Source organism: Pedobacter fastidiosus, from assembly GCF_014306625.1.
Classification (GTDB): Bacteria; Bacteroidota; Bacteroidia; order Sphingobacteriales; family Sphingobacteriaceae; genus Pedobacter; species Pedobacter fastidiosus.
The window spans coordinates 138,660-165,070 of sequence record NZ_JACRYL010000006.1 but is presented as its reverse complement, the minus strand read 5'-3'; the positions used below and the strand labels follow the sequence as shown (position 1 = coordinate 165,070).

Annotated in this window: 26 protein-coding genes and 1 tRNA gene; 14 read left to right on the top strand and 13 right to left on the bottom strand. The window is 34.5% G+C overall.

Going from position 1 to position 26,411, the window contains the following annotated elements:
• Position 1 precedes the first annotated feature (1 nt).
• The gene (locus H7U22_RS08430; protein WP_187070905.1) at positions 2-997 is read right to left on the bottom strand and encodes a PorP/SprF family type IX secretion system membrane protein; all 996 of its coding nucleotides are present in this window, start codon (positions 995-997) and stop codon (positions 2-4) included.
• A complete protein-coding gene (locus tag H7U22_RS08425) occupies positions 997-3,390 on the bottom strand; it encodes a gliding motility-associated C-terminal domain-containing protein (protein ID WP_222621821.1) in 2,394 nt (797 codons plus the stop codon). Before H7U22_RS08425 ends, H7U22_RS08430 begins: the two co-directional genes overlap by 1 nt.
• Positions 3,391-3,753: 363 nt before the next feature.
• Here H7U22_RS08425 and H7U22_RS08420 point away from each other — a divergent pair, with 363 nt between their 5' ends.
• Entirely contained in the window at positions 3,754-4,164 is a 411-nt protein-coding gene (locus tag H7U22_RS08420) for an organic hydroperoxide resistance protein (RefSeq protein ID WP_187070903.1), read from the top strand.
• Between the two features lie 64 nt (positions 4,165-4,228).
• On the opposite strand, the gene bioB is transcribed toward H7U22_RS08420, so the two are convergent.
• The 4 genes from bioB to H7U22_RS08400 all read right to left on the bottom strand — a co-directional run bounded on the left by bioB (position 4,229) and on the right by H7U22_RS08400 (position 8,434).
• Positions 4,229-5,230, bottom strand: coding sequence for a biotin synthase BioB (bioB, locus tag H7U22_RS08415; protein ID WP_187070902.1), 1,002 nt, complete (start codon positions 5,228-5,230; stop codon positions 4,229-4,231).
• Between the two features lie 42 nt (positions 5,231-5,272).
• On the bottom strand, positions 5,273-6,622 hold the full coding sequence (gene mgtE / locus H7U22_RS08410; protein WP_187070901.1) for a magnesium transporter: 1,350 nt from the start codon (positions 6,620-6,622) through the stop codon (positions 5,273-5,275).
• Between the two features lie 75 nt (positions 6,623-6,697).
• Complete coding sequence (corA, locus tag H7U22_RS08405; protein ID WP_187070900.1) at positions 6,698-7,819, bottom strand: magnesium/cobalt transporter CorA; 1,122 nt, start codon at positions 7,817-7,819, stop codon at positions 6,698-6,700.
• 3 nt (positions 7,820-7,822) lie between these two features.
• Entirely contained in the window at positions 7,823-8,434 is a 612-nt protein-coding gene (locus tag H7U22_RS08400) for a WbqC family protein (RefSeq protein WP_187070899.1), read from the bottom strand.
• Between the two features lie 39 nt (positions 8,435-8,473).
• Here H7U22_RS08400 and H7U22_RS08395 point away from each other — a divergent pair, with 39 nt between their 5' ends.
• Both H7U22_RS08395 and H7U22_RS08390 read left to right on the top strand, forming a co-directional pair.
• Positions 8,474-9,346: a lysophospholipid acyltransferase family protein gene (locus H7U22_RS08395; protein WP_187070898.1), complete on the top strand. Its 873-nt coding sequence runs from the start codon at positions 8,474-8,476 to the stop codon at positions 9,344-9,346.
• Between the two features lie 5 nt (positions 9,347-9,351).
• Positions 9,352-10,365 (top strand): glycosyltransferase family 2 protein, encoded by a 1,014-nt coding sequence (locus H7U22_RS08390; protein ID WP_187070897.1) that lies wholly within the window; start codon positions 9,352-9,354, stop codon positions 10,363-10,365.
• Here the strand turns inward: H7U22_RS08390 and H7U22_RS08385 are convergent.
• Complete coding sequence (locus H7U22_RS08385; RefSeq protein WP_187070896.1) at positions 10,358-11,080, bottom strand: peroxiredoxin family protein; 723 nt, start codon at positions 11,078-11,080, stop codon at positions 10,358-10,360. The two genes, H7U22_RS08390 and H7U22_RS08385, sit on opposite strands and share 8 nt — an antisense overlap.
• A gap of 7 nt (positions 11,081-11,087) precedes the next feature.
• Positions 11,088-11,510, bottom strand: a complete 423-nt coding sequence (aroQ, locus tag H7U22_RS08380) for a type II 3-dehydroquinate dehydratase (protein WP_187070895.1) — start codon at positions 11,508-11,510, stop codon at positions 11,088-11,090.
• 60 nt (positions 11,511-11,570) lie between these two features.
• Between aroQ and xerD the strand changes: the two genes are divergently transcribed.
• Positions 11,571-12,470 carry a site-specific tyrosine recombinase XerD gene (gene xerD / locus H7U22_RS08375; RefSeq protein WP_187070894.1) on the top strand — a complete coding sequence of 300 codons (900 nt, stop codon included), beginning with the start codon at positions 11,571-11,573 and terminating at the stop codon, positions 12,468-12,470.
• Positions 12,471-12,476: 6 nt separating this feature from the next.
• Here xerD and prmC read toward each other — a convergent pair whose 3' ends face one another.
• The gene (gene prmC / locus H7U22_RS08370) at positions 12,477-13,382 is read right to left on the bottom strand and encodes a peptide chain release factor N(5)-glutamine methyltransferase (RefSeq protein ID WP_248284703.1); all 906 of its coding nucleotides are present in this window, start codon (positions 13,380-13,382) and stop codon (positions 12,477-12,479) included.
• 21 nt (positions 13,383-13,403) lie between these two features.
• Between prmC and ribD the strand changes: the two genes are divergently transcribed.
• From ribD to H7U22_RS08350, 4 genes are read left to right on the top strand one after another with little or no spacing between them, the layout of a single operon-like run.
• On the top strand, positions 13,404-14,456 hold the full coding sequence (gene ribD / locus H7U22_RS08365; RefSeq protein ID WP_187070893.1) for a bifunctional diaminohydroxyphosphoribosylaminopyrimidine deaminase/5-amino-6-(5-phosphoribosylamino)uracil reductase RibD: 1,053 nt from the start codon (positions 13,404-13,406) through the stop codon (positions 14,454-14,456).
• Positions 14,456-15,325: a DMT family transporter gene (locus H7U22_RS08360; RefSeq protein ID WP_187070892.1), complete on the top strand. Its 870-nt coding sequence runs from the start codon at positions 14,456-14,458 to the stop codon at positions 15,323-15,325. Before ribD ends, H7U22_RS08360 begins: the two co-directional genes overlap by 1 nt.
• Positions 15,312-15,926 carry an IMPACT family protein gene (locus H7U22_RS08355; RefSeq protein WP_187070891.1) on the top strand — a complete coding sequence of 205 codons (615 nt, stop codon included), beginning with the start codon at positions 15,312-15,314 and terminating at the stop codon, positions 15,924-15,926. The genes H7U22_RS08360 and H7U22_RS08355 overlap by 14 nt, the downstream gene beginning before the upstream one ends.
• 48 nt (positions 15,927-15,974) lie before the next feature.
• On the top strand, positions 15,975-16,835 hold the full coding sequence (locus H7U22_RS08350) for a nucleoside phosphorylase (protein ID WP_187070890.1): 861 nt from the start codon (positions 15,975-15,977) through the stop codon (positions 16,833-16,835).
• Between the two features lie 166 nt (positions 16,836-17,001).
• Here the strand turns inward: H7U22_RS08350 and H7U22_RS08345 are convergent, their stop codons facing one another.
• Positions 17,002-17,397, bottom strand: a complete 396-nt coding sequence (locus H7U22_RS08345) for a DUF1398 domain-containing protein (RefSeq protein WP_187070889.1) — start codon at positions 17,395-17,397, stop codon at positions 17,002-17,004.
• A 2-nt stretch (positions 17,398-17,399) separates the two neighbouring features.
• Positions 17,400-18,446: an aldose epimerase family protein gene (locus H7U22_RS08340; RefSeq protein ID WP_187070888.1), complete on the bottom strand. Its 1,047-nt coding sequence runs from the start codon at positions 18,444-18,446 to the stop codon at positions 17,400-17,402.
• Positions 18,447-18,624: 178 nt separating this feature from the next.
• Between H7U22_RS08340 and H7U22_RS08335 the strand changes: the two genes are divergently transcribed.
• The 3 genes from H7U22_RS08335 to H7U22_RS08325 all read left to right on the top strand — a co-directional run bounded on the left by H7U22_RS08335 (position 18,625) and on the right by H7U22_RS08325 (position 21,358).
• Entirely contained in the window at positions 18,625-19,155 is a 531-nt protein-coding gene (locus H7U22_RS08335) for an RNA methyltransferase (RefSeq protein WP_187070887.1), read from the top strand.
• Between the two features lie 15 nt (positions 19,156-19,170).
• Positions 19,171-19,833: a YdeI/OmpD-associated family protein gene (locus H7U22_RS08330; RefSeq protein WP_187070886.1), complete on the top strand. Its 663-nt coding sequence runs from the start codon at positions 19,171-19,173 to the stop codon at positions 19,831-19,833.
• 235 nt (positions 19,834-20,068) lie between these two features.
• On the top strand, positions 20,069-21,358 hold the full coding sequence (locus tag H7U22_RS08325; protein WP_187070885.1) for an OmpA family protein: 1,290 nt from the start codon (positions 20,069-20,071) through the stop codon (positions 21,356-21,358).
• A gap of 80 nt (positions 21,359-21,438) precedes the next feature.
• Here H7U22_RS08325 and H7U22_RS08320 read toward each other — a convergent pair whose 3' ends face one another.
• Positions 21,439-22,737, bottom strand: coding sequence for a DEAD/DEAH box helicase (locus H7U22_RS08320; protein WP_187070884.1), 1,299 nt, complete (start codon positions 22,735-22,737; stop codon positions 21,439-21,441).
• Between the two features lie 351 nt (positions 22,738-23,088).
• Here H7U22_RS08320 and H7U22_RS08315 point away from each other — a divergent pair, with 351 nt between their 5' ends.
• The 3 genes from H7U22_RS08315 (at position 23,089) to H7U22_RS08305 (ending at position 24,721) form a co-directional block, all read left to right on the top strand.
• Positions 23,089-23,250, top strand: a complete 162-nt coding sequence (locus H7U22_RS08315; protein WP_187070883.1) for a hypothetical protein — start codon at positions 23,089-23,091, stop codon at positions 23,248-23,250.
• A 6-nt stretch (positions 23,251-23,256) separates the two neighbouring features.
• Positions 23,257-23,328 (top strand) — tRNA-Met (locus H7U22_RS08310).
• A gap of 367 nt (positions 23,329-23,695) precedes the next feature.
• Positions 23,696-24,721: a S66 peptidase family protein gene (locus H7U22_RS08305; RefSeq protein ID WP_187070882.1), complete on the top strand. Its 1,026-nt coding sequence runs from the start codon at positions 23,696-23,698 to the stop codon at positions 24,719-24,721.
• 195 nt (positions 24,722-24,916) lie between these two features.
• Here H7U22_RS08305 and H7U22_RS08300 read toward each other — a convergent pair whose 3' ends face one another.
• The gene (locus H7U22_RS08300) at positions 24,917-26,230 is read right to left on the bottom strand and encodes a nicotinamide mononucleotide adenylyltransferase (RefSeq protein WP_187070881.1); all 1,314 of its coding nucleotides are present in this window, start codon (positions 26,228-26,230) and stop codon (positions 24,917-24,919) included.
• Between the last annotated feature and the right edge of the window lie 181 nt (positions 26,231-26,411).

Genomic DNA, 26,411 nt, shown 5'->3' with positions numbered 1-26,411 from the left:
GTTAAAATTTAGGGCAAGGCACTTTGAAACCTTTGAAATTATTGTGTCGATAAATTAGGGAAAGCTCATATGTTCGTGGCGTAGCGCTCAGCAATTTATTACCATAAACGGTATAATTCATCCCAGCCGTTACATTGCCTAAGCTTAAGCCCAAGTAAGGATAATAGGAAGATTCGTTAAACTTATACCAAAGACCGAAATTTAGTTTTATTCGAGTTTCATCATTTGGCTTTAAGCCAACAACAGTTCCTAGAAGGGTATCGTGATTATTTTTTTGTTTGTTGTAAACTCCTGTAAAATTTAAATCTACGTAATCGTTAAGTAGATATAGCATTCCAAAATTTACTGTTTTTCTAAAAGGAACAACCTCATTGCTATTGTTCAGTAAGCTTTCTGACGGTCGCGTTAAGTGATATTGTGCAAAGCCTAACGCAAGACTAAAACAATCAAAAGAGGCGGAGAAATTGGCGCCCAAATTCAAATCGAAATAAGAGGTTTTGTCATTTCTTAAATCTAGAAAATTTGGCATTGAGGTATCAAATCCACTCCCATTGTATTGTGAAGCAAAAGTGAGTTTATTGTAATCCAAAAATTTTGAAACGTAGGAAATTTGAGGAGCCAATCCGAATTTAAATTTATGCTCCACATCCAAATATTGATAATAGGAAAAGCTTGCGCTGATGTACTGAGATTTTAATGCTTTGTTGAACGATTCATCGAACAATCCGCTTAGGCCAATACTAAAAATGCTATTGCTAAAGTTTTCATCTGCGATTAGTTTTAAATCTCCAGAAACGCTGTATGTATTATAAGGATCGCCCAGGTTTCCCCATTGCTGTCTGGTATTTACCGCTAAGCGATAATCGCCATCAAAAAAGCCCGTATAAGCCGGATTTAAAGATAAAGGAGATGCAAAGTATTGCGAAAACTTTGGATCTTGCGCCTTGCTATGAAGCGTAACTAGGCACAATAAAAAACTAAGGAGCGTTTTATACATTACAATATTAATATAGTTTTACCCTTCGATTGATATTTTCCACCCAACAGATCAATTCCGTCTGCAAACCACGAAAAAGTTTCTAATGGTTGCAATTTGGTTTTGAATTGGCCATCCCAGCCTCCAGTTCCCATGTCATCTGTTTGATAAACCAAAATTCCCCACTTGTTATAAATTTTAAAACTTAACAGTTTTTGAATGCTCACAAAAAATGGATATAATTTATTATTTGTCGATTTTTGAGGTGTAAATGCGGTTGGAACCACAATTTTTGGTGAGGGCAGAATGTTTAATTCAATAGCACCCGCAATTGAACAGCCCTTATCGTTCTCTAAAACGATATAATAAACACCGGCTATGTTCACTTTGGTAGGGTCAGCAATAGGTTTCTTTAATAACGCATCTTCAAAATAACTTGCCTTTACGTAACCTTTACTCCCCTTAACAATGTCTGCAGAAGTTAAATCAATGAAGTCGTAATCGAATATCGTTCTCGGTTTATTTAGTACGATAACTGGAAGGGGATTTACAATTACAATAATTTGGCCGGATACAAAACAACCACTTGGATTAGTGATTTTAACAAAGTATTTTCCGGTTTCGGAGATTTGTTTTGGGTTAGCAATTTTATTAGTTAACGTTTGATCGTAGAAATATGAGTAGCTAACCCCCGCAGTTGTTCCATTATAAAGTTGAGCATTGGTTAGATCTACTTTTTCAGGAAAGCAAACTGGAGCAGGATCAATTGTTACCAAAACTGGTAGCTCATTAATAACGGCCTCGATTTTATCAGATACAATACAACCTTTACTGTTAGTTGCCTTAACGTAATAAGTACCCGATTGATCAATTTTTTTCGAATCGATAACTGCTTGGGTTAGGTTAATATCAGTATAAAAACTTAAAGTAAGATCCTGATCACTTCCTGCAAAATTATTTACATTACTTAAATCAACTTTGTTTGGAAAACAGACTGCAGTAGGATTTGTAATTTTCAGTAAGGGTTTCGGGTTGATGATTACATCAATCGGAAGAATTTTCGAACATCCAAATGTATTAACGAATTTTACATAATATTTTCCACTATTGCTTATTCTAGAGGGATTTATTAGCGTTTTAGTAGCATTTGCGTCTGTGTAATAACTTCTGGAAATATCAGTTAAATTACCTTCATAAATTTCATCTTTTGTAATATCTACGGTTTCCGTATAGCAAACAGGCTCAGGATTTTTAGCAGTAATATTAGCAACATCAAAAATAGAAACATCAATAGAAGCCACACTTTCACAGCCTTTGTAATTTGTAGCCAAAACGTAGAATATGGTATTTTGTAGAATCTTAGTTGATCCGGTGATTAATTGCGTCAAATCCTTATCTGCATAAACGAGATAGGTAAAATCTAATGATTTATTCAATACATAATCAGTAGAAGTTAAATCGATCTCCGAATTTTGGCAGACAGTGCTTTTCGATAAAAGCTGAAGCTCATAATCTACACTACTTACTATCGCACTAACGGTACTCGGACAACCATAACCTTCGTATGGAATCAAATCCAAAAATATTTTAGAACCCTCTGGCGGAGTTGGCTTAATGGTTAATGCCTGGCCAGAACCATATTGAAAACTTCGATCCTCATTAAACCAATTATAACTTTTAAAGCCACTTGGCCCCGAAATATTTAATTGTTCGGAGCTTTTACAATAAGTATTTCCAACAATCAAATCGCCACAAAGATTATTTACATCCACATAAGCATAACCAAAATGTCCGCCCAAAGTACAGTCTGCACTTATAAATTCAATTAGCAATTTCTTGCCTTGATAACCGGATAAATTAATCGTTACAGGACTCCAATCCTTATAGATAACGGAACTGCTCACCGAAGATTTTTTAAATCCTGGAAGTGTAGAGGTTGCAATATATTCAAAAGATGCACACGTGATGTATTGATTGCTTGCAACATCCTTAACCCTAGCAATAAATCTAGGCTGTTCTGCAGGTTGATGATTTGGATCTTCTAAAACGATTGCATATTGGTAAGTAAGTGTAAATTCTGGTCGATTAGTTGGAACAGTTATTAAATAAGAAATTCCCTCAGCCTGATTTCCTGTCCCATTATTACCAAGTTTAACAGAATAATTCCCACCATTTTTAGGGACAACTGGAAAGCCCCCATAAGGATCGACTAATGTTTTATTATTTAAAATAGTGTGCCTCCCAACTGATGCTACAGATACTTCGGATAATGAAACTTGATTTTTACTACTCAAAATAGATGTTGTACCAGTAAACATTTTCCAGTTTTGAAAATTTCCATTCTCAAAACCAATATTTTCTGGGCAAGCTTGGGCGTACAACTTCGATGCGACGACTGTGGAAATCATCAACATCAACAACAAAAATCTATATATCAACTTGGGAGCGATTAAGTATTATTGTAAAAATATCGATTTAGTATCTCCATAACTAGTTTTCAAGCGTGAGAGAGCCATTTTTTACACGAAACCCAATTTCCATTTTATCAATTTCTAGATAGCCCATTTCTACACGTATTATTAGGAATACAGAATTAGTATTTTGCGTTTAACTATGAAGTTAAAAATCTACAATTATGCCCTTCAGCCTTAATTAAGAGATTTATTTTAGAAAAATTTAGTTATTTACACCAAATAAGCTTAAAGTTTAATTTATAGATTGATTAAAAACAAACCCCAATGCAAATTTGTTATTCCTCATTAAATAAGAAATACATTATGGAAAAGCTATATACTGCTGAAGTAACAGCAAAAGGTGGAAGAGACGGTCATGTAAAATCCAGTGATGGAATTATTGACTTTGAATTGAGAAAACCGAAAGAACTTGGCGGACAAGGTGGGGCAACAAATCCAGAACAGTTATTCGCTTCGGCTTGGGGCGCTTGCTATTTGGGTGCTTTAGGTTCTGTAGCCGAGCGTGAAGGGGTTGATGTTAGTGAAGCTTCAGTAAATGTTTTGGTATCTTTTAATAAAGACGGAAATTCTTTTGTTTTGTCGGCAGATTTGGATGTTCACATTCCCGGCATTCCGCATGATGAGGCCCAAACTATTTCAGAAAAAGCACACAGAGCTTGTCCTTATTCTAAAGCCACTAAAGGAAATATAGAAGTAAGAATTACTGCCGTGTAATTACGGAAGTTTCTAAACAAAAAAAGCGATCCTTAGATCGCTTTTTTTTTGAACTCTAATTCTATTAAGCCATTTCCTCGGCTATTTGAGTATTTGCCGGGCGACCATTTTTAAATGCATCACGAGTTTTTAAACCCAACAATTCAAACATGGCCATATCATCAACAAATGCAGGGTTTGGAGTAGTCAATAATTTATCTCCTGCAAAAATAGAGCTTGCTCCTGCCATAAAACAAAATGCTTGTTCTAATGTGCTCATTTCATTTCTTCCGGCAGATAAACGTACAACTGAATTTGGCATAACAATTCGAGCTGTTGCAATCATCCTTACCATATCCCAAATTGGAACGCGTGGTTGATTCTCTAACGGTGTTCCCTTTACAGGAACCAATGCATTTACAGGAACCGATTCTGGATGTTTTTCCATATTAGATAAAGTTTGCAACATAGAAACACGATCTTCTACTGTTTCACCCAAACCAATAATCCCTCCGCTACAAACGGTAAGTTTTGCCTTGCGAACGTTTTTAATTGTATTTAAACGATCATCAAAAGTTCTGGTAGAAATGATCCGTTTATAATCATCTTCTGAGGTATCGATATTGTGATTGTAAGCATATAAACCAGCATCAGCTAAACGTTGTGCCTGGTTTTCAGTAAGCATGCCTAAAGTACAGCACACTTCCATATCCATCTCATTTACCGCTTTCACCATTTCTATAACCCGATCAAAATCTCGGTTATCTCTAACTTCTCTCCAGGCAGCGCCCATACACAAACGCGATGCACCACCTTCTTTAGCCTTAACTGCTGCGCTAACAACTTGGCTAACTTGCATTAATGGCTGAACTTCTAACTCTGTATGGTAACGTGCCGCTTGTGGGCAATAAGAACAATCTTCTGCACAGCCTCCAGTTTTAATTGAGATTAGTGAACTTACCTGAACTTCATTATAATCTTTATTTTCTCTATGGATGGATGCGGCTTCGTAAACCAAATCTAAAAATGGTCTATTGTAAATTTCTGATATTTCTTCTTTGGTCCAGTCGTGTCTTGTAGCTTGCATATTGGATCAGTATTTTTTGTAATTGGAATATATGATCAAAGTTTATAGTAATAGTTTACTGGCTAAACCTAAAATTAAAAGGAAGCCGAAAACGTCGGTAAAAGTAGTAATAATAATAGATGATGCAATGGCTGGATCGATGCCAACGCGTTTTAGAATAAGTGGAATTCCTGCTCCTGTTATGCCCGCAATTACCAAATTACCCGTCATTGCCAGGAAGATAACCAATCCCAACATCGGATTTCCATCAAAAAAGTAAGCAAAAACAAATACAATTATTCCATTGGAGGCACCATTAATTAATCCAACCGTAAATTCTTTTAATACCGTTCTATAGGCTTGGTTATCCGTTAAATCGTAAAGTGAAATCCTTCTTACTGTTACCGCCAATGCCTGTGTTGCAGCATTTCCGCCCATGCCAGCTATAATCGTCATGTAGGCGGCCAATGATGGTATAAGTTTAATTGTAGGATCAAAATAGCGCACAACTGATGAAGCCAAAAAAGCGGTTCCCAAATTAATAATTAACCAAGGCAACCGAGATTTAACCGCCTCAACCCAGTTCCCGCTTAATTCCTCATCTTCAGATACACCGGATATTTTCAAAATATCTTCTGTACTTTCCGCTTCCATTACATCAATAACGTCATCAAAAGTTACCCGACCTAGTAATTTATGTTGCTCATCAACTACAGGAATACTGGTTAAATTATATTGCGAAATAAGATTTGCTACCTCTTCCTGATCTGTTCCTGGACGAACATAAACGGCGTCTATTTTTACCAGTTCGGTTATTTGCGCATTATGCTTAGCCTTAATAATATCCTTAAGTGATACTATGCCTTGAAAAACATCTTCATCATCTACCACATAAATGGTGTAGAATTCTTCCATTTCTTCGCTTTGGCGGATGATTTCATCTATTGCATCTTTTTTAGTTAAGTTGATGTTTACACAGATTAAATCTGTATTCATTAAACCACCGGCCGTTTTTTCGTCGTAGGTTAATAAATTACGAATGTTTGATGCATCTTCTTCGTTAAGATCTTCTAGAATTTCTTTCTGCTCATGATCTTCAAGCTGAGAAATAATGTCTGTTGCATCATCATAATCCAGTTCTTCAACAATTTCTGTACGCTTATCGGGATGGAGTTTGAAAAGTAAATCTTCGGGATGGGATTCTTCATCCATCTCAGAAATAATTTCTGAGGCAATTTCTGCAGGAAGAATGTTAATAATGTGTTGTTGCTCGGATTTATCTAAGCGTTCGAAAAGAATGGCAATTTCTGAAGCATGATAATCTGCCAGAACTTCTTTTAGAATTTCATCACCGGCTAAAATTGCATTTTTAACCTTTAGTACGTCGCTTTTATCTATTTCGAATGACTGCATTTTTAACCTAACCAAAAAACTTTTTAAAGCTACTAATAATTGAATATAATTTTAAGCCATTGAGGGTGTTTTAAATTATTTAAACCAGCCTCTTCGCCAAAAATAAATTACTTGAAGCACTGCAATAACAGCCATCACAATCCATGTCCACATATAGCCATGTGGGCTGTAAAGTTCGGGCATATTATCTGGTAAAACTTTGCCTGTAACTGGGTCTTCACGACTAAAATTCATTCCGTAGATACCTGCAATAAAGGTTAGCGGTATAAATATCGAAGAAATAATGGTGAGCACTTTCATAATCTCATTCATCCGATTGGAGATTATAGATAGGTTCATATCAATGTTTGCAGATGCAATTTCTTTTAAAGATTCTATAAAATCGATAATCTGAATACAATGATCATAAGCATCTTTAATGTAGGTTTTGGTTAAATCGGAAATTAAATCACTATCACTCCTTAAAATATCATTCAGCTTATCTCTTTCAGGCCAAGCTACTTTACGAATCATAATTAACGAACGCTTAATCCCTTGAGTATCATACATAATCCGTTTATCGGGGTTATCAAATAAACGATCTTCAATGGCATCTAATTCTTCGCCCCAATAGTTTAATAAGGTGAAATAATTATCTACAATTACATCCATAATGGCGTACATCAAATAACTGCTTCCGCCGATGCGGATATTCCCCTTACCTATTTCAAGCCTTTTTCTTACGGGATTAAAGCAATCTTCGTAATTCTCTTGAAAGGTTATTAGGCATTTTGAAGTGAGTATAAACGAAATTTGTTCATTACATAAATCATTTTCGCCGTTTAAAAATAAGTGCCTGCTTACGGCAAAAACATATTTATCGTTATCATATTCATCTAGCTTTGGCCTTTGGTAAGAACTTGTAATGTCTTCCAAAACCAATCTACTGATATTCAATTTAGAATAAAGCGTTTCGAATATATTCGGATCGGCTAAACCCTTGATATCAAACCAATAATAAAAATCTTTATTTTCGGTAAGTCTATCAATGTTGTTAATGTTTTTAATCTCCTCTTTCTTGTAAATTTTATCGTTATAAGTGTGGAGTGTAATAATTGGTTTTAAGGCATTATCATCAATGGCATACATACCCGGACTTGTTCCCGGTTCAGGTACATTATAATGCTTGTGCCGACTGCGAGGCTTATTTTTAGCCATAACTTATAAATATAATTTGGCCTGTGGACCTTGATTAAACAATAGATCAACTATGCTGAGGTTGGGCAAAAATTGATGTCTATCTTCAAAAACCTGAAAGTATTGCTTATTGTTTACAATATCTTCCATTTTCTTTGGATTCATAATTCCACGGTAATCTAAATCGCTATTAACATCATCAAAATATTCTGGCGTTGGATTTACACTGATTGTTAATTTTAATTTTTTAATTATCCATTCTAGCAATTGTGAATTATAATCGAACAAAAATTCGAATTTTTGATTGTAAAACGGAGCAAGTTCATCTTCGTAAAACTCAAAGTAAGCGGAACTTCTGTAGCAACTTTCTAAACTTAACCAATGCAGGCGTTGCCAATTAAAATCATAGCTAATCCGAATGTCCTTCATCATTGTATGTGTTTTAGCCCCTTTTACCAATGGAACAGTAATGTCTAATTTTCCGTTTGGAGAATAGATACTAGCCCTATTTCGATAGGTTTGCTTTACTAAATGCTCATGTTTTTCGATTAAGAAATCGGGATTTACCTTTTGCAATAGACTAAAATATCCAACTGGAGGAAGATAAAATAAAGGAAGTATAGCTGTATTTTGCATTTGAAAATTTATGTTTGTAACTCAAACGTTTTAAAAATAATGATTAAAAGAGGGATTGCGCAAGTTGGTGTATTTTTTTTGTACCTGTTATCGTTGCTTCCTCTGTCTATTCTATTTTTTTTTGCAAGATTACTATATTATCTGCTTTATTACATAATTCGTTATCGAAAAAAAGTTGTTCGCCAGAATTTGGTTAACTCATTTCCTGAAAAATCATCAACTGAAATTATTGATATCGAGAAAAAATATTTCAAGTATTTAGCAGAGCTGATTTTCGAAATCATCAAGCTTACCACAATATCAGAAAAGGAAACTTTAGAAAGCGTAAAATTTAAAGGTTTAGATCAACTGGAAACCCATTTTAAGCAAGGAGAAAGTGTTTTAGCTTGTACCGGGCATTATTGCAATTGGGAATTGGGAACGCTAGCTTTAGGTTTAAGCATTTCTGCCAAAACGATGGTAATTTTTAAGCCCATTAAAAATAAAATATTCGAAGCCTGGTTTGATGGCTTGAGGACGAAATATGGCAATGTTTTTATTGCGATGAGGCAAACTTTAAGAGGCATGGCCACTTACAAAAACGAGCCAACGCTTTTGTGCTTTGCAAGCGATCAATCTCCAACGAGAGAGGAAACCAAATATTTTGTAGACTTTTTACACCAACCAACTCCTGCCCTGCTTGGCGTAGAAAAAATAGCAAAATCTACAAACAGGCCCATTTATTATTTTAAAGTGAGCCGTCCAAAACAGGGTCGTTACGAAGTCGAAGTTTTGCCAATGTGCCTTGATCCTTCAAAAACTGTTGATTTTGAAATTACCAATTTACACTTCAAATTTTTAGAAGAAATTATAAACGAACAGCCCCAATACTGGCTTTGGAGCCATAAACGCTGGAAATTTAAACCCGAATAAGATCCATGAATCCATCAGTAGCCGTAGTCATTTTAAACTGGAATGGTAAAGCATTTTTACAACAATTTTTGCCGGGGATTTTACTTTCCGAATATAATAACTTACAGATAATTGTTGGTGACAACGCATCAACTGATGATTCTGTTGCTTTTCTAGAGGCGCAATTTCCATCAGTTAAAATTATTCAGAATACGTTAAATTATGGCTTTGCTGGAGGTTACAATAAGGTTTTAGAACAAGTTGACGCGGATTATTTCATTTTATTAAACTCTGATGTTGAAGTAACGCCCAATTGGATTAAGCCAGTGATTGATTTGATGGAAAGTGACCCAGAAATTGCTGCGGCGCAACCAAAAATTAAATGGCAACTTAATAAGAATCAGTTTGAATATGCTGGCGCAGCCGGAGGCTATCTAGATATTTATGGTTATCCTTTTTGTAGAGGAAGACTTTTTAACGTTTACGAGTTTGATAACGGACAATACAATGAAACCAAAGAAGTTTTTTGGGCAAGTGGTGCTGCTTTCTTTATCAAAAGCAAATGTTGGAAAGAAGTTGGCGGATTGGATGCAGATTTATTTGCACACATGGAAGAAATCGACTTATGCTGGCGCCTAAAAAACCTAAACTATAAAATTCTGTATTGCCCAGATGCTGAGGTTTATCATGTTGGAGGTGGAACTTTGCAAACTGAAAATCCCTTTAAAACCTATCTAAATTTTAGAAACAACTTAATTATAATGCAGAAGAATTTACCAGCTGGAGATGCTGTTATTCGCATAACTTTAAGAATGTGGATAGATTTTATTGCATGGTGGCATTTTTTACTAACAGGAAAGCCAAAATTCACTCTAGCCGTAAGCAAAGCACATTTTCATTTTGTTAAGTCTATTTTTAAGACAGCAAAAAAAAGGAAGGAATTCCAAAAGCCATACGCTAAACATATAGGTGTTTACAATAAGAGTATTGTTTGGGCTTTCTTTATCAAGAAAATTAAATATTTTTCTAAGCTTACTTAAGCGCTAAAGACTCATTAATAGTTTTTTTAATCCAATATCCTGCACTTGGAGCAGATCCGACAGTACTAAATTTCACTTGATTATTTTGATCAATAACCACCGTGGTTGGATAGAGCTTTACGCTATACCGCTTCGATATTTCACGTCCACTATCAACGATGTTAAAATCAAAAGGATTTAGGTTTAAAAAGGCTTTGATTTCAGATTTATCATTATTGCAGATGGCTAATAAAATAACATCTTTATTATCCTTATATTCTTTCGCCAGTTCATTTAACTGCGGAACTAGAGTGTTATTCATCTTTTCTCCTAGAAACCAAAAATAAAGAACAAGAACTTTGCCTTTCAGATTTCTTAAATCATATTTTACACCATTGATATCTGTAATTTTTGTGCCCTCGAAAGTCTGATCCACTACAAAAACATCACTCGATCGTGGTTTCGCCCCACTTTCGAAATAACTAACTTTTTGCTTTTCACTGAGTTCGTAAATCAAGTACTCTGGTTTTCCACTATCTGTGGTTGTTTGCCTATTTTTAAGTCCATATTTACCAGACGCCATTAACTTCTTCCAGGCGTTATAAGGATAAACCATCCCATCCTCGCCTCTAACAACAGATTGATCATTTAGGATTTGTCTTTTTGGAGAATTTTCCTGACCATGAACATAAAATGAAATGACCAATAAGGCCAGTGAGAGCATTTTTTTGAGCATAACGATTTTAAGGATTAATTAATAAACTTTCTACAGCCAAACGATATCCCTTCATACCAAAGCCTGTTAAAACGCCCTTGCAGTTTTTACCAGTTAAAGATACATGACGATATTCTTCACGAGCATAAATATTTGAAATGTGGACTTCAACCACTGGCGTTTTTATAGCGGCAATGGCATCGGCAATGGCGACAGAAGTGTGGGTATAACCGCCAGCATTTAGTACAATTCCATCGAAAGAAAACCCTACTTCATGAAGTTTGTTAATAATCTCTCCTTCAACATTACTTTGGTAATAATCTATCTCTATGATTGAATAAATACTTTTGAGCTCTTTAATATAATCTTCTATGCTTGTATTGCCATAAATAGATGGCTCTCTAACGCCTAAAAGGTTTAAATTTGGGCCATTAATAATTTGTATTTTCATAAATGCGGTAACGTTAAATGTTGTAACGTTGCAATGTTATAAAAAATCTCAAATAAAAACATGCTTTGGCCATCATATATTAAAGGATTCAAGTCTTATTTGAAATTAGAGCGCTCGTTATCTGGCAACTCTGTAGATGCTTATTTAAGTGATGTCGACAAGCTTGGTCAATACTTTCAATCTTTAAATCGAGAACCAAAAATTACAGAAATCAATGTTGTTGATTTAAAATCTTTTATTTCTTGGCTTAACGATTTAGGCATGTTGGCCAGTACGCAAGCAAGAGTAATTTCGGGATTGAAAGCATTCTTTGGCTACTTAATGCTCGAAGATCTTATTCAAAACAATCCTTCTGCATTAATTGAAGCTCCCAAACTGACCAGAAAACTCCCAGATAAATTAAATATTCATGAAATAAATGGTTTAATTGATGCTATCGATGCCTCTAAACCAGAAGGTATGCGCAACAAAGCCATTATTGAGGTTTTGTATGGTTGTGGCTTGAGGGTGACAGAGTTAACAGAACTAAAAATTTCGAATCTTTATCCACAGATTGAGTTTATAAAAGTGATTGGAAAGGGAAATAAAGAAAGACTAGTTCCTATTGGTGGCGTGGCGCTGAAGTTTATCGACATATATTTGAGAGAAATTCGTGTTCACATGAACATAAAAAAAGGAAATGAAGATTTTATTTTCCTCAACCGCTTTGGTGCAAAACTCTCCCGTATTTCAATTTTTAATTTGATTAAAAGTTTAGCTGTAAAAACAGGATTAAAAAAAACGATTAGTCCGCATACTTTGCGTCATTCTTTCGCTACCCATTTAATAGAAGGTGGTGCTGATCTTCGTGCAGTACAAGAAATGTTAGGTCATTCGAGCATTACCACAACCGAAATTTACACCCATATTGATCGAGATTATTTGAGAGATGTAATCACTCAGTTTCATCCAAGATCTTAATTTATTTTAAACTAAGCTTGCTTTTACCATTCTATCTTTACCCTGCATATCCTTTCTTAACTCAATATTGTTAAAGCCTTTATCCTTTAACATATCAAGTGTTTCAACACCTAAATATTCGTTAATCTCAAAATACAAAAATCCATCTTCCGTTAGGTTAGAAATTGCAAAATCGGCTATCTTACTATAAAAAATTAAGGGTTCTTCATCACTCACAAATAAAGCAATATGTGGTTCGAAAGATAATACATTTTTGTGCATGGCTTCCTTTTCCAAAGCCCTGATGTAAGGCGGATTGCTTACAATAACATCATATTTCAACTCTGATTTATAAGTTAGAATATCTGCTTCGATAAATTTTACTTCGGTGCCAATGTTAACGGCATTTTCTTTAGCAGTAACTATTGCTCGGTTCGAAATGTCTATCGTGGAAACTTCAGTTAAGGGTAAGTATTTTTTAATAGTGATGGGAATACATCCAGAGCCCGTTCCTATATCCAAAAGATGTATGTTTCTTTTACTTTCTAAATCATGAATAATCCAATCGACTAATTCTTCCGTTTCTGGTCTGGGAATTAATACGTGTTCATTTACTTTAAATATGGAGCCATAAAAGTGCGCCTCGCCCAAAATATGCTGAATAGGATTTCCAATTTTCAAATCATTTAAGATACTGAGGAGCTTTTGAAAATCGATAAATGTTAAAGATGTTTCTCTAACCATTCGTAATTTACTTGGAGATAATTTTAAAACATGCTCCGCTGCCAGACTAAATAATGCCTTAGCTTCATCGCCATCATAAATCTCATCAAGCTCCAATTGGAAATGTTCTTCTAATTCTCCGATTCTCATTGATGTAAAATTACTGATTTGTGCTGAGATCAATTCTATTTTACCCAATCCATCATCCATTTTTTACTACTTTTGCTTCCAATGAGCCACGAATTTTATATTAAACGCTGTTTAGAGCTTGCCTTATTAGGAATTGGAAATGTAAATCCGAATCCAATGGTTGGCTGTGTTATAGTTTTAAATGATAAAATTATTGGCGAGGGCTATCATCAAAAATATGGCGAAGCGCATGCAGAGCCAAATGCTGTTAAAAATGTATTTGATCTTTTTGGCAATGATGCAGGAAACCTTTTAAAATCGGCAACTGCGTATGTTAATTTAGAACCCTGTGCGCATTTCGGAAAAACACCTCCATGTGCCGATTTATTTGTTAAGCATCGATTAAAAAAGGTCGTGATCGGTAATAGAGATCCTTTTTCTAGCGTTGATGGTAAGGGAATCGAAAAGTTAAAAAATGCAGGAATAGAGGTTGAAAGTGGAATCTTGGATGAAGAATGCAAATATTTTAATCGGAGGTTTTTTACCAGAATCCAAAAACAAAGACCATTTATAATTTTAAAATGGGCAGAAACTGCAAATGGTTATTTTGCGACAACAGATGGCCATCAAAAATGGATTAGTGGTGCCTTGGCAAAACGTTTGGCTCATCAATGGCGTACCGAAGAAGATGCAATTCTGATTGGAAAACAAACGGCTGTAATGGATAATCCACAGCTAACAAGCAGAGAATGGCCAGGCAAAAATCCGGTTCGGTTGGTGATAGATAAGAATTTACAAGTTCCAAATGATAACCATATTTTTAATACTGAAGCAAAAACCATAATTTTCAACGAAGTTAAAACTGATGTAATCGGCAATATTCATTATATTCAAATGGAGGATATGCATTTCTATTTGGCGCAAAAAATTGCTTTTCAACTTTATTTGATGGATGTTCAATCTGTAATTATTGAAGGTGGTGCAAATATTTTAAACCAGTTTTTAGAAGCTAACCTTTGGGATGAAGCTCGAATTTTTACCGCTCCAAACAGTTGGGAAAGTGGTCTGCGTTCGCCAATTATTAAAGCCCAATTGCAAGAACAAATTCAAATCGGACCAGATAAGCTGTCTATTTATATAAACCATACAAATTAATGATTTACATTATATTAAGTGTTTTTTGCAGCGTAACAGTTGCTGTTTTATTAAAGCTTGCAAAGCGATACGAAATCAGCATCATTCAAGCAGTAACTGTAAATTATTTCACTGCGCTTTGTTTATGTTTTGTTTTTTTTAAACCAAATATTAGCGCTGTTAATTCTTCAGCCCCATGGCCAATTTATATTGGTTTAGCCATTTTACTTCCTTCTATATTTTTGGTCTTAGCGGCATCAGTTAAAAAGCTGGGGATTGTTAAAACAGATATTGCACAGCGCTTATCTCTTTTTATTCCAGTTGTTGCTGCTTATTTTATATTTAGAGAAGATTTTAATTCTTACAAACTTATTGGTTTAGCCATCGGGTTTTTAGCTATATTTTTTACGTTTTTTCGTAAAAGTGAAGAAACTGCAAATTCAAACAATTGGTTATATCCGATATTGGTTTTTGTTGGTTTTGGAGTAATTGATGTACTTTTCAAACAAATTGCACTTTTTAAAACATTACCTTATACTACATCTTTGTTTACCGTTTTCTGCCTTGCTTTCTTGGTTTCACTTGTTATCGTAATCATTATGATTGTGACCAAGAAAACAAAATTGCAACTGGTTAATTTGGCTTGTGGATTAATTTTAGGCCTGTTTAATTTTGGAAACATCCTATTTTATTTAAAAGCACATCAAGCTTTGGCTCAAAACCCAACAACTGTATTTGCCGCCATGAATTTGGGTGTAATTGTAGTTGGAAGTTTAATTGGAATAATCATTTTTAAAGAAAAATTAACTAGGCTAAATTACGCTGGAATTATTTTCGCCTTAGTTGCTATCGTATTTATTACTATATCTCAATTACATGCTGTTCGATGATTCTTACAAAACAATTAACGATCGTGCTGAAGGGATTTTTAGAGATAAAGGCAGCAAATTTTTAGCGTACACCTATCCAATTCGTTCAGAAGAAGAGGTGAAACCAATAATTGCCACTTTGCGTTCAGAACATTCTAAAGCACGGCATTTTTGTTATGCTTATAGATTGACGCCAGACCGCTCTATTTTTAGAATTAATGATGATGGAGAACCATCAGGAACTGCAGGCAGACCAATTTTAAATTCCCTATTATCAGCTGATATTACCAATATATTAATTGTTGTAGTTCGATATTTTGGCGGGACTTTACTCGGTGTTCCGGGTTTAATTAACGCATATAAAACAGCTAGTATTGAAGCAATTAAGAATTCTAATATCATTTCAAAAACTGTAAATGATGTTTACGAAATTCATTTTGAATACCTGCAAATGAATGATGTAATGAAATTAGTTAAAGATGAAAGTTTGGATGTTTTAACTCAGAACTTCGATACAAACTGCATCCTTAAATTCGAAGTCAGAAAATCTCAATTGAACCAAGTTTTAAGTAAGTTTGATAAAATTGAAGGCGTTAAGCTCAAATACTTAAATACCAATTAAATTCGTTACTGAAACAGTTTCAGTTTTAAATAATCAAATATATAACCTATGAAAATAGCCGAAAGCGATTTAATCATCAATCCCGATGGAAGCATTTATCATTTAAATCTTTTACCTGGCGATGTTGCCGACACTGTAATTACCGTAGGTGATCCCGATCGCGTAGGTGAAGTGAGCAAGTATTTTGATCGTATAGAATTTAAAAAAGGCAAACGCGAGTTTATAACGCATACAGGTTTTGTTGGTGATAAAAGAGTTACTGTACTTTCTACAGGAATAGGAACCGATAATATCGATATTGTTTTTAATGAGCTTGATGCTCTAGTTAACATAGATTTTGAAACTCGCGAAGTTAAAAAGGACCTCACCTCTTTAAATATTATCCGCGTTGGAACATCTGGAGCCGTTCAGCCTGATGTGCCAATGGGTACAATTCTGGCTTCTTCTTTTGGCTTGGGAATGGATGCGCTGATGAACTATTACATTCATGAATTATCTGGTGATGAACGAAGTTTATTAGATGACATTAAAATACACTTTGCCCATTTAAAAAACATTAATCCTTACCTAACCTCTGCTAATGATGTTTTGTTAAACACAATTGGTAAAGATATGGAGAAAGGAATTACAGTTACTGCACCGGGTTTTTATGCTCCTCAAGGCCGACAAGTTAGAGCAAAAAATGCAGTGCCAGATTTTATTGGGTCGATAAATAGCTTTAAAAGTAATCAGAATAGAATAACAAATTTAGAAATGGAGACTGCCGGGATTTATGCACTAGCTAAAGTATTAGGCCATAAAGCTTTATCTGTAAATGCGATACTTGCAAGTCGCGTTAAATTAGAGTTTAGTAAAGAACCCAATAAAATTGTTGAAAAAGCCATTAAAATGGTATTGGAAAGGATTTAAAAATTGAAGTCAAATAATTTATCCTTTTACTACATTTTTTTAAAACTTATTGTCATTATGAGTTACGAAGCATCTGTTTCATTGGTAGCAGATGCTTCATAATTTAGCATTATAGCACATTTATGATTCTGCCTAAAGCAGAATTTCGAATCATAATCTTCTAAACTTACACTCCAGGAATCTGTTCCTTTACCAACTCATTGCCTTCCGCATCTAAATAAGTACAAGTCATTTCCTCCAAATCGATAACCCATTTCTCTACACCTGCATCAGCAGCTTGCTTACAAAAAGTGATATAATCAGTTTCCCCTTTCTGATGAACGCTTAAAGCATGCTTCAGTTTTTCTGAAGACGATTCTTCATTAATCACTAAATTAGGATATTCATCTGGACTAACCTGTTGCGACTGATCTTCGCCATCAAAATAAACCGATAAGCCATTAGAAACGTAAACATCATTTCGCTTAACACCCATAGCCTTAATTTCCTGAATAAACTGTGGGAAATCTGCTCCTGTTTTAATTTTCGATTCTGCTGTTTTTATTTCTTCTATGCTGAACATAATTATTTGTTTAGTGATACTTTGTAAATAGTAGTCTGCGTATATAAATCTTCGGGACGTAAAATTGTTGTCGGAAACTCCGGAATATTAATCCCATTTGGGTGATGCTGAGTTTCTACACAAAATGCATCAAAGCCGTTGTAATCTTGACCACCTTTTCCATTTTTAACATTTAAATATTTAGCCGTATATAAATGCGCAACTGGCTCAGTTGTGTAAATACTTAGAGTTAAACCGCTTTCTGCATCATTTGTTTTGCTCGCTAAAGATAAGTCTCCATAGATCTTATCTAAAACAAAAGTTTGATCATAGCCAAAGTCGGGATTCCAATCTCTATCAATTTCCTTTGGTTCAATAAAATTAAGCGGAGTATCTTTTACAGGAACTAGTTTGCCTGTAACGCAATAGTTTTCATCTTGTTCTAAATAATTAGAGGCAAAAATCTGTTGTTTGTGTTTCCCTATAAATCCACCGTTCGGAGCTAAGTTAAAATAACCGTGGTGCGTTAAATTTATAGCAGTCGCTTGATCTGTTTCTCCTTCATAACTTAATATTAACTCGTCATTTTCGGTTAGCTCAAAAGTTAAATCAATAATTAAATTACCTGGAAAGTTTTCCTCACCATCAACGCTTTCATATTGTAAAGTAACTAAAGATTGTTCTTCATCTACATCCACTATATCCCAAACTTTTTTATCGAAACCAACCAAGCCTCCGTGTAAGCAATCTGTGCCCGTATTTTTAACAAGTTGATAAGTCTCTCCATCAATATTGAATTTCCCATCTTTAATTCTATTGGCATATCGACCAACCACAGCGCCCAAGTAGGCTCCATTTTTAAGATATTCTTCATCAAGATATTGCTCAAAAGTATCAAAACCCAACACAATATCCTGCATTTCTCCATTCGCATTTTTAACTGTAAACTTGTTAATTATGGCACCATAATTAAATAATTTAACATAAGTACCTTTGCTATTGGTTAATTCTATTGCGAATACTTCTTCGCCATTGATAAATTTTCCTGTGGTTGTTTGCTGAACGCTCATAAATTGTAACTTAGGGCTTTGTTTCCTAAACAAACATACTATTATTGTTCGCTTTAATAAATATTTTTAATCATTCAGATTGAATTTTAGAAATTAAAGCTTTAAAATACGGCCATTTAAAACGTGATGATTTGAATAATTTCAGCTCCTTTTCATGGATTTGGCAATTAAATTATAAATGAGAAAATTAAAGTTAGACGAGCTAAACCGTCCAGATATAGAGGAGTTTAAGGCACAGGAGAAATTACCTGTTGTTGCCGTTTTGGATAATGTTCGAAGTATGCACAATATTGGTTCGATTTTCCGCACCGCCGATGGTTTTGCTTTGGAAAAAGTAATTCTATGTGGCATAACAGCTCAACCTCCACATAGAGAGATCGAAAAAACTGCGTTGGGTGCAACCCAATCGGTTGATTGGATTCATTACACCAATACCGTTGATGCTGTAGATGCACTTCGTGCATTAGGATATGAAATTGTGGCGATAGAACAAGCTCAAAATAGCACCATGCTAAATACCTTTAGTCCAGACTCATCTAAAAAATATGCCCTAATTTTTGGTAATGAAGTAGATGGCGTGAGTGATGAAGTTATGGCGAAAATTGATGAATGTATAGAAATTCCTCAGTTTGGAACCAAGCATTCTTTTAATATTGTAATTTCTGCAGGTATCGTTTTTTGGGATTTCTTTGCTAAATTAAAGTTGTAAAATTTACCAAATCCAATGGAAAACCTATTTTTAAAAAAGCTTCAAATCAAATCTAACTTTATTGTGAAAGTAGAAGATGCTCCAGAAAATGCTTCAGCAATATTTGGAGAAATCCCGACTGATGTTTCCATTAGATATAACAACCCTGATAATTTTAATGCACTTATTACATTTTCTACCAGCAAAAAACAACTCGATTTGCAAATAGAAAGTAATATAAAACAGATTAATGCTAAATCTGTCTTTTGGGTATTTACTCCAAAAAAAAGCTCGAAAATTAAATCTGATTTAGATTTGATGAAGACTTGGAAAGAGCTGGAAATTTTCGGTTTAGCTCCATGTGCATCTGCTTCAGTTAACGAAACTTGGAAAGCTTTGAGGTTGAAATTGATTTCTGAAGTTAAACCTTCGGGGATGAGAAATGACCACATAAAAACCAATGATTACGGAGATTATATAGATCCTGAAAATAAAATAGTAAAACTTCCTGCAGATTTAGTAGAAGCCTTAACTCCTTTTCCTAAGGCTCTAAGTTATTTCAATCAATTGGCCTACACTCATAAAAAAGAATATGTGCTATGGATTTTATCCGCAAAACAAGAAAAAACCCGACAAGCGAGGGTTGAAAAAGCGTTGGATATGCTCCTAAACGATAAGAAAAACCCATCAGTAAAGTAAGATTGAAACCAATAAATCGTATAATAAAATCTTATTTTGTACAGTAAACTATACAAAATAGGTACATTTCATCTCCACTAGGTAACATTCTTGTTATTTATTTTTCACACCTAATCTTCTGATAATATGATAATTGAGACAAAAAACATCATATTGGCAAGATTTTTTCATGTGCGGTTCAAAACAGTATCGATTAAAAGATGTTGTAAGACTATTATTTACAAAAAATAAAATCATGAATTCAAAAATTACAAAATCAACAATGTTGGTTGCTTTATTAAGCTTATCATCACAATTGTTTGCACAAGAAACACCAACAACGCCAACTACATCTGGCAGATTTGGCAAACAGCCATTAAGAACATGGAGTGTAGGGGCACAAGGTGGTATTTTTAGTCAAAATACTTTTCTAGGCGGTGGTAGTGTTACTGCTAGAGAATTTAAAAGTATTGGTTACGGTGCATTTGTTAAAAAACAAATTTTACCAGCTTTAGGTTTACAAGCAGATTTTTTACGTGGCGAAATGAAAACAATTGTTGCGCCTAACGTGGAACAAAAAAACAGTATTAATTGGGCTGGATCATTAACAGCAGTATTAAACATTGCAAACTTCAGCTTAAATACTGAAAACGCAGTTTTAATTCCTTACGTTAAAGCGGGTGCTGGTTATATGGCGTCTGATTCACAAGTTGGAAGTACGCAAGTTTTTCAAGACAGAGAAGGTTGGTATATCCCAACTGGAGTAGGATTTAAAATTGGTGTATCAAAAGGAATTAACATCGATTTAGGTTACGATATTAACTTTATTAAATCTTCGCCAACGGTTAAAAGTGCTTACTTAGAAAACAGATATTCTTACTCTCACGTAGGCCTTGAGTTTGCATTAGGTAATAAAGAAAACTCACAATTACAAAATTACAGTGCTGTTGCCGATCTTCGTAAACAAAGTGCTGAAGAAAGTGCAGAGTTAAGAAGAGCATTATCTACTGCTGAGCAAAATGCACAAAGAGACAGAGATCAATATGCTAAAGATTTAGCTGATGATGATAACGATGGTGTAGCTAATAAGTTTGATAAATGCCCTGGAACACCTTCAGGAACTGTTGTAGATGGTTCTGGTTGTCCTTTAGCAGCACCAACAACTAAAGTTATCAAAGAAACAACTGTAATAACTGAAGCAGATCGTAAAGTTGTTAGAGATGCAATTTCGAACTTGGAATTTGATTTAGGTAAATCAACAATCCGTGCAAAATCAAATGCTACATTAAACAGAGTTGCCAACTTATTAGTTGAGAAAAACTTTAGCTTAAAATTAGCTGGTCACACAGATAACACTGGTGGTAGAGAATTAAACCTACGTTTATCTAAAGATAGAGCAGAATCAGTAAAAGCTTATTTAGTTGCTCAAGGTGCAAATGCATCAAGAATCGAAGCTACTGGTTACGGACCTGATCAACCAATTGCTACTAACAAAACTGCAGCTGGTCGTCAACAAAACCGTCGTGTAGAATTTACATTATACTAGTCGTAAATAAACACTCATAAAAAAACTCCCGATGAAAATCGGGAGTTTTTTTTGTTTAGAGATTTTTCGTTGTTTATAAATTAAGATAATCCCTTTTTATTTTTATAAGTCATTTTTGCTTTGGTACCAGCACTGTAATTGTAATTTTTTAAGTTACTTGCTTTCTTATCATGAAACGCGGCACCACGCTCAGATGATTCTTCCTCCTCTTCACCCTTTTTCTTTTTAGGTTTGGCTCCAGCATCAACAATTTTCAAATCTTCAGGCAATTCCATCAAATCCATTCTTTGCCCCACAGCCTGCTCAATCTTTTTAACTTCAATTAATTCTATATCGGTAGAAAAGGTAATGGCCACAACATCTTCATCTGTACGCTTAACAATCCGCTGAATAAGAATTTCCTTTTGCTCTGGCAGTTCCAAATGAAGAATAAATGGAATCCCATCAATATTTAAATCGCCTAAATTTTCATTAGCAACAATTAAAATCCTCGATTCAGGGTTTTCTTTAAAGTCATCAATCTCGTCATAACCAGCATCATCAAAAAACAGGGGTTTGTAAATTGTAATTTCAGTTTCGTTTACATGGTTAAAGTTCTTGTAAACCGTTTGTGCCGTTAGTCTTGTATTTACAAACACAACAACCTTATCAAAAACATCAGCATCGCTTAACAATAAAGTAAGCAGGTTTAGCTTAGTTCTAAAGTTTGGAACGTGATATAACATCTGCTGATAAACCTCTGCCTGCTGTTCGCCAATTTCATCAACTTCGATTGTTGTAGTAGAATCTTTCATAAAAGGCGCAATCATTAGATTTAATTTCTCATGCACAACCTCTGTAAAAACTACGTGCTGAGCTTTATAAGCACTATTTGCAAGTTCTACCACAGGCAACTGCAACCCTTTCTTAACAATCAGTTCGGCATTATCAACTATAAATAACTGAATTTTATTGGTATTAAGTGCCAGTTTTAAATAAAGCGCCCTTGCCCTATCGGGTACAGCAACAATAATATCAACCCCATCTGTAATCTCATTCATTTGAGTATCAACCGCACCTCTGCTATCTATCCCTAAAATTCTGAATGTATTATTTCGGTTCAATAACTTAAATTGCTCCAAAACAAGGTCTACATGCTCAGCATCAGGAACTAAAATTAAAGCCCTTGGCGCTTCCTCAAAAGCATATTTTAATTTCATCAGCGTTGCCAAAACATAAGTAGTCGTTTTTCCAGAACCTTCCGGACCAACTGCTATAACATCTTGCCCACCTAAAATGCGTGACATTGTTCTAACTTGGATTTCCTTTGGTGTTAAAAATCCTGCATCAGTCATGGCAGCAACCAATGGCTTACTGAGTTTTAATTTATCTAAAGACACAATTATTGTTTTAATGTTTGAAAATGCAAATATCCTCAAAATAATTAGCTTTAAAGAAATTGAATTGAAAGGCTTGGAAATGAATGTCGCTAATTCATCGGTTCTTCAGTCCTGCTATTCATTAATCCGATAAAAAATCGGAATCATTTCTATCAGGTTTATTTAACCCAAACCTGTTTTTCAAAACAAGATAATTAAGCGCATATAAAATTAAACAACTGTATATCAAACAAATAAAATAAATCATAAATAAATACTACTAAATCTATGGATTTTATATAATAAATTTTATATTTGCTGAACATTAATCATTCAATATGGTTTTGTGCTAAGTTATTAAGATTTAAAAATATGTCAATCTGCTTTCAATTTCCAACGATAGATTATTATCCAACTCCAATCTTTACGATGGAATTCGAAGATAAACAGAAACCTGATCTAAAGGATGAAGATATTTTAACGGTTGATCAAATTATAGAACTGAAGAATTATTTAACGTTTAAGCAATTATAAACAACAGGCCAGTTGACCGATTGGAAGGTAAAGGTTTCATAAACTTAAGCACAATGGTTCGAATCCATTACTAGGCCGCTAAGTGTATCTCATAGCACTTAAAACGCCTGATTTCTGCTCAAATCAGGCAAAATTTGGTTATCTTATATTTGTTTTGTTGTTAGCAAGGCTATCCGCGATGGATAGCCTTAACTATTATATGGTATTGTGAATGCATTGGAGAATTTACAAACTTAAAATTACAGAGACTTAAAATATTTTTTTTCAAAATAAATAAAACATTCCTTTTCGTTATTGGTTATTTAGATAATTCACATTATACTAATCTTTTACAGATTAATTTGTTTGGTTTAAAAAGGGGATTTATGGATATAAATCCCTTTTTCTATTTAAGCAAAAAGCAATAAATCCTATATTCGCTAGATCACATCTCATTTTAATATAAATGAATAGAAAATATTTCCTTTCCTCCTTTCTTATTGCAACAACTGCTACCCCTGTATTCAAAACTTTGGCAAAAGCTGTGGAGCCAGAGAATTTATCCTCTTTCAAAATCCCTCCTTACTTAAAACAAGGTGATACAATTGGCATTACAAGTCCGGCAGGATACATTACTTTAGATCAAATTCAACCATCGGTATTACAAATGCAGAATTGGGGTTTCAACATTAAAATTGGAACAACTATTGGCAAACGCGATTTTACCTATGGCGGAACTGATGAAGAAAGAAGAGTTGACTTTCAACAAATGCTTGATGATCCTAATGTTAATGCCATCATGTGCGCCCGAGGTGGTTATGGCTTTGTTAGGATAATTGATAAACTGGATTTTTCTAATTTTAAGAGAAATCCAAAATGGATTATCGGCTTTAGTGATATTACCGTTCTGCATTGCCATCTGGCGAAGAATTACAACATCGCCTCCATTCATTCTAAAATGTGTAACAGCTTTCCTGACGATTGGGCAAAAGCTGAACCCATTCAAATTGAAACTATTTTATCAATTAAAAATGCTTTAATTGGCGAGCAAATGGGTTACTCTGCTCCTATTAATATCAATAACAGATTAGGCAAAGTTGATGGAATTTTAGTTGGTGGCAATTTAAGTATCATCGAAACCTTAGCTGGAAGCGATTCTGATTTGAACACTAAAAACAAAATTCTTTTTATAGAAGACACTGGCGAATACCTTTATAGCATAGATAGAATGCTCTGGAATTTGAAACGCAGCGGAAAATTAAAAAACTTAAAAGGCTTAATTATTGGCGGATTTAAAGTAAAGCCTGATGATGCTGGTGAAGAATTTGGAAAAACTATTTACGAAATTGTTTTGGAGAAAGTTGCGGAGTATAGCTATCCTATCGCTTTCGATTTCCCTGTTGGCCATCAACGTAATAACTTTGCTTTTAAGTGTGGTGTAAATCACGTTTTAGAGGTGAGTGAAAATGGCTCTACACTTCGAAGTCTTTAATGTTTTCTCACCAACTGAGGCACCTAAGAACAACTAGGTCTGTGGTGGTTAAGTCGACTGTTTGTCATTCTTAACGCAGTGAAGAATCTCAATCGATGAAATGCGGCCTATTAAAATTATCGAAAAAGGAGTAAGAAATTCAAAGGCAGTGCTACTAGGGTAAGGATTCTTCGTTCCTCAGAATGACAAAATGTATTAAACCGTTTTCACCTCATCTTCACTATAATCCTTAATATCAGTTATATATCCATTTATCAACAGAAAATCAAATAACGGTTTTGCTTCTGGAGTTACCGGCATATTTGCAGTTGTAATAACTTTATTTGTCTTTTTATCTAAAAAAGGATAGGCAAACAAACGCACATTTTTGCTAAACATATCATTTACATAACTCAATAACTGGCCAGAGTAATTCTCACCAAAATTGGTTGAATTAAATACAAATTTTAAGTTGTTAATGTTAGTGGCTAAGCCAACGCTTTTAGGTTTACAACGATCCAAATATTTAGCTAATCGATTGTGACGTGTAAAATTGGAAACGATTACGATGTTTCCTGTATCGCACATCTCTTGAGTTCTTTTAGCAACCGCTTCTAAATCAACATCATCTGGAGTTTCCTGCGCATCGGTAAGAACATTTGTTAATAAGACTTCAATCATTACGGCTAAATTTCCATCCTCTACTTGGTTAGTGCGTTTAAATTGATCCGTAGCCTTGTTAAACAAATTAAAGTTAGGGAGTGATTTCTGACCATATTTGGTTCTCAAAATCATGATATCCTTTTTATACAACAAATCTTTGGCTTGGCGAGGATGCGCTTCCGAATCGAATATAGCAGCTGCAGAAAAATCTTTCATAATCATATATAGATTAAGCAAGATGTTGTTTGCCTCAGGAAAAGCAGGACCTTTTACAGAAATTAAATCGATTTCTACCGAATCTATGGTCAAGTTATCCGCCAAAGATTCTACCATTACTTGAGGATCTTCATGGTGATAAAAGGCAGCATATAATAGGTTTACACCAATAATCCCCAAAACACGCTGTTGCATATTTACATCGGTATCTAAAAGTCTAACGTGAAAAAATATCTCATTTGGTAAACCTCCTGGTTCACTTTGAAAACGAATCCCAACCCAACCGTGCGGTTCATTTGTACGCTTATAATTTAGAGTAGTTACAGTATCTGCAAAGGCGAAAAATGTACGACTTTCATATTTTTCTCCAGATAAACGTTCATTTAACAAACCAAATTCATGATCGAGCATTTGTAACAGCCGATTTTGGCTAACATATCGACCAGAAGCTTCGGCGCCGTAAATGGCGTCGCTAAAAGTCATATCATAAGCAGACATGGTTTTGGCTACTGTTCCAGATGCTGCACCAGCATTAAAGAAGTTTCTAGAAACTTCTTGTCCTGCCCCTATTTCTGCAAATGTGCCGTAAATACGTGGGTCAAGATTTATTTTTAATGCTTTTCGTTTAGTATCCAGAATTTCTCTTTCCATGCCGCAAAAGTACAAAAATGGTTCATTAGTTCAATCGTTAATTAGTTTCAATGTATATTTTCCATGTATCAATAAATCATGAGGTAACAAAAAAAGAGCAAAAAAATAGGGTTAATGCTATCCAGCACAAACCCTATAAAACCTAAACTTAAACTATTATGAAAAACCCTCTTGCGAGAAA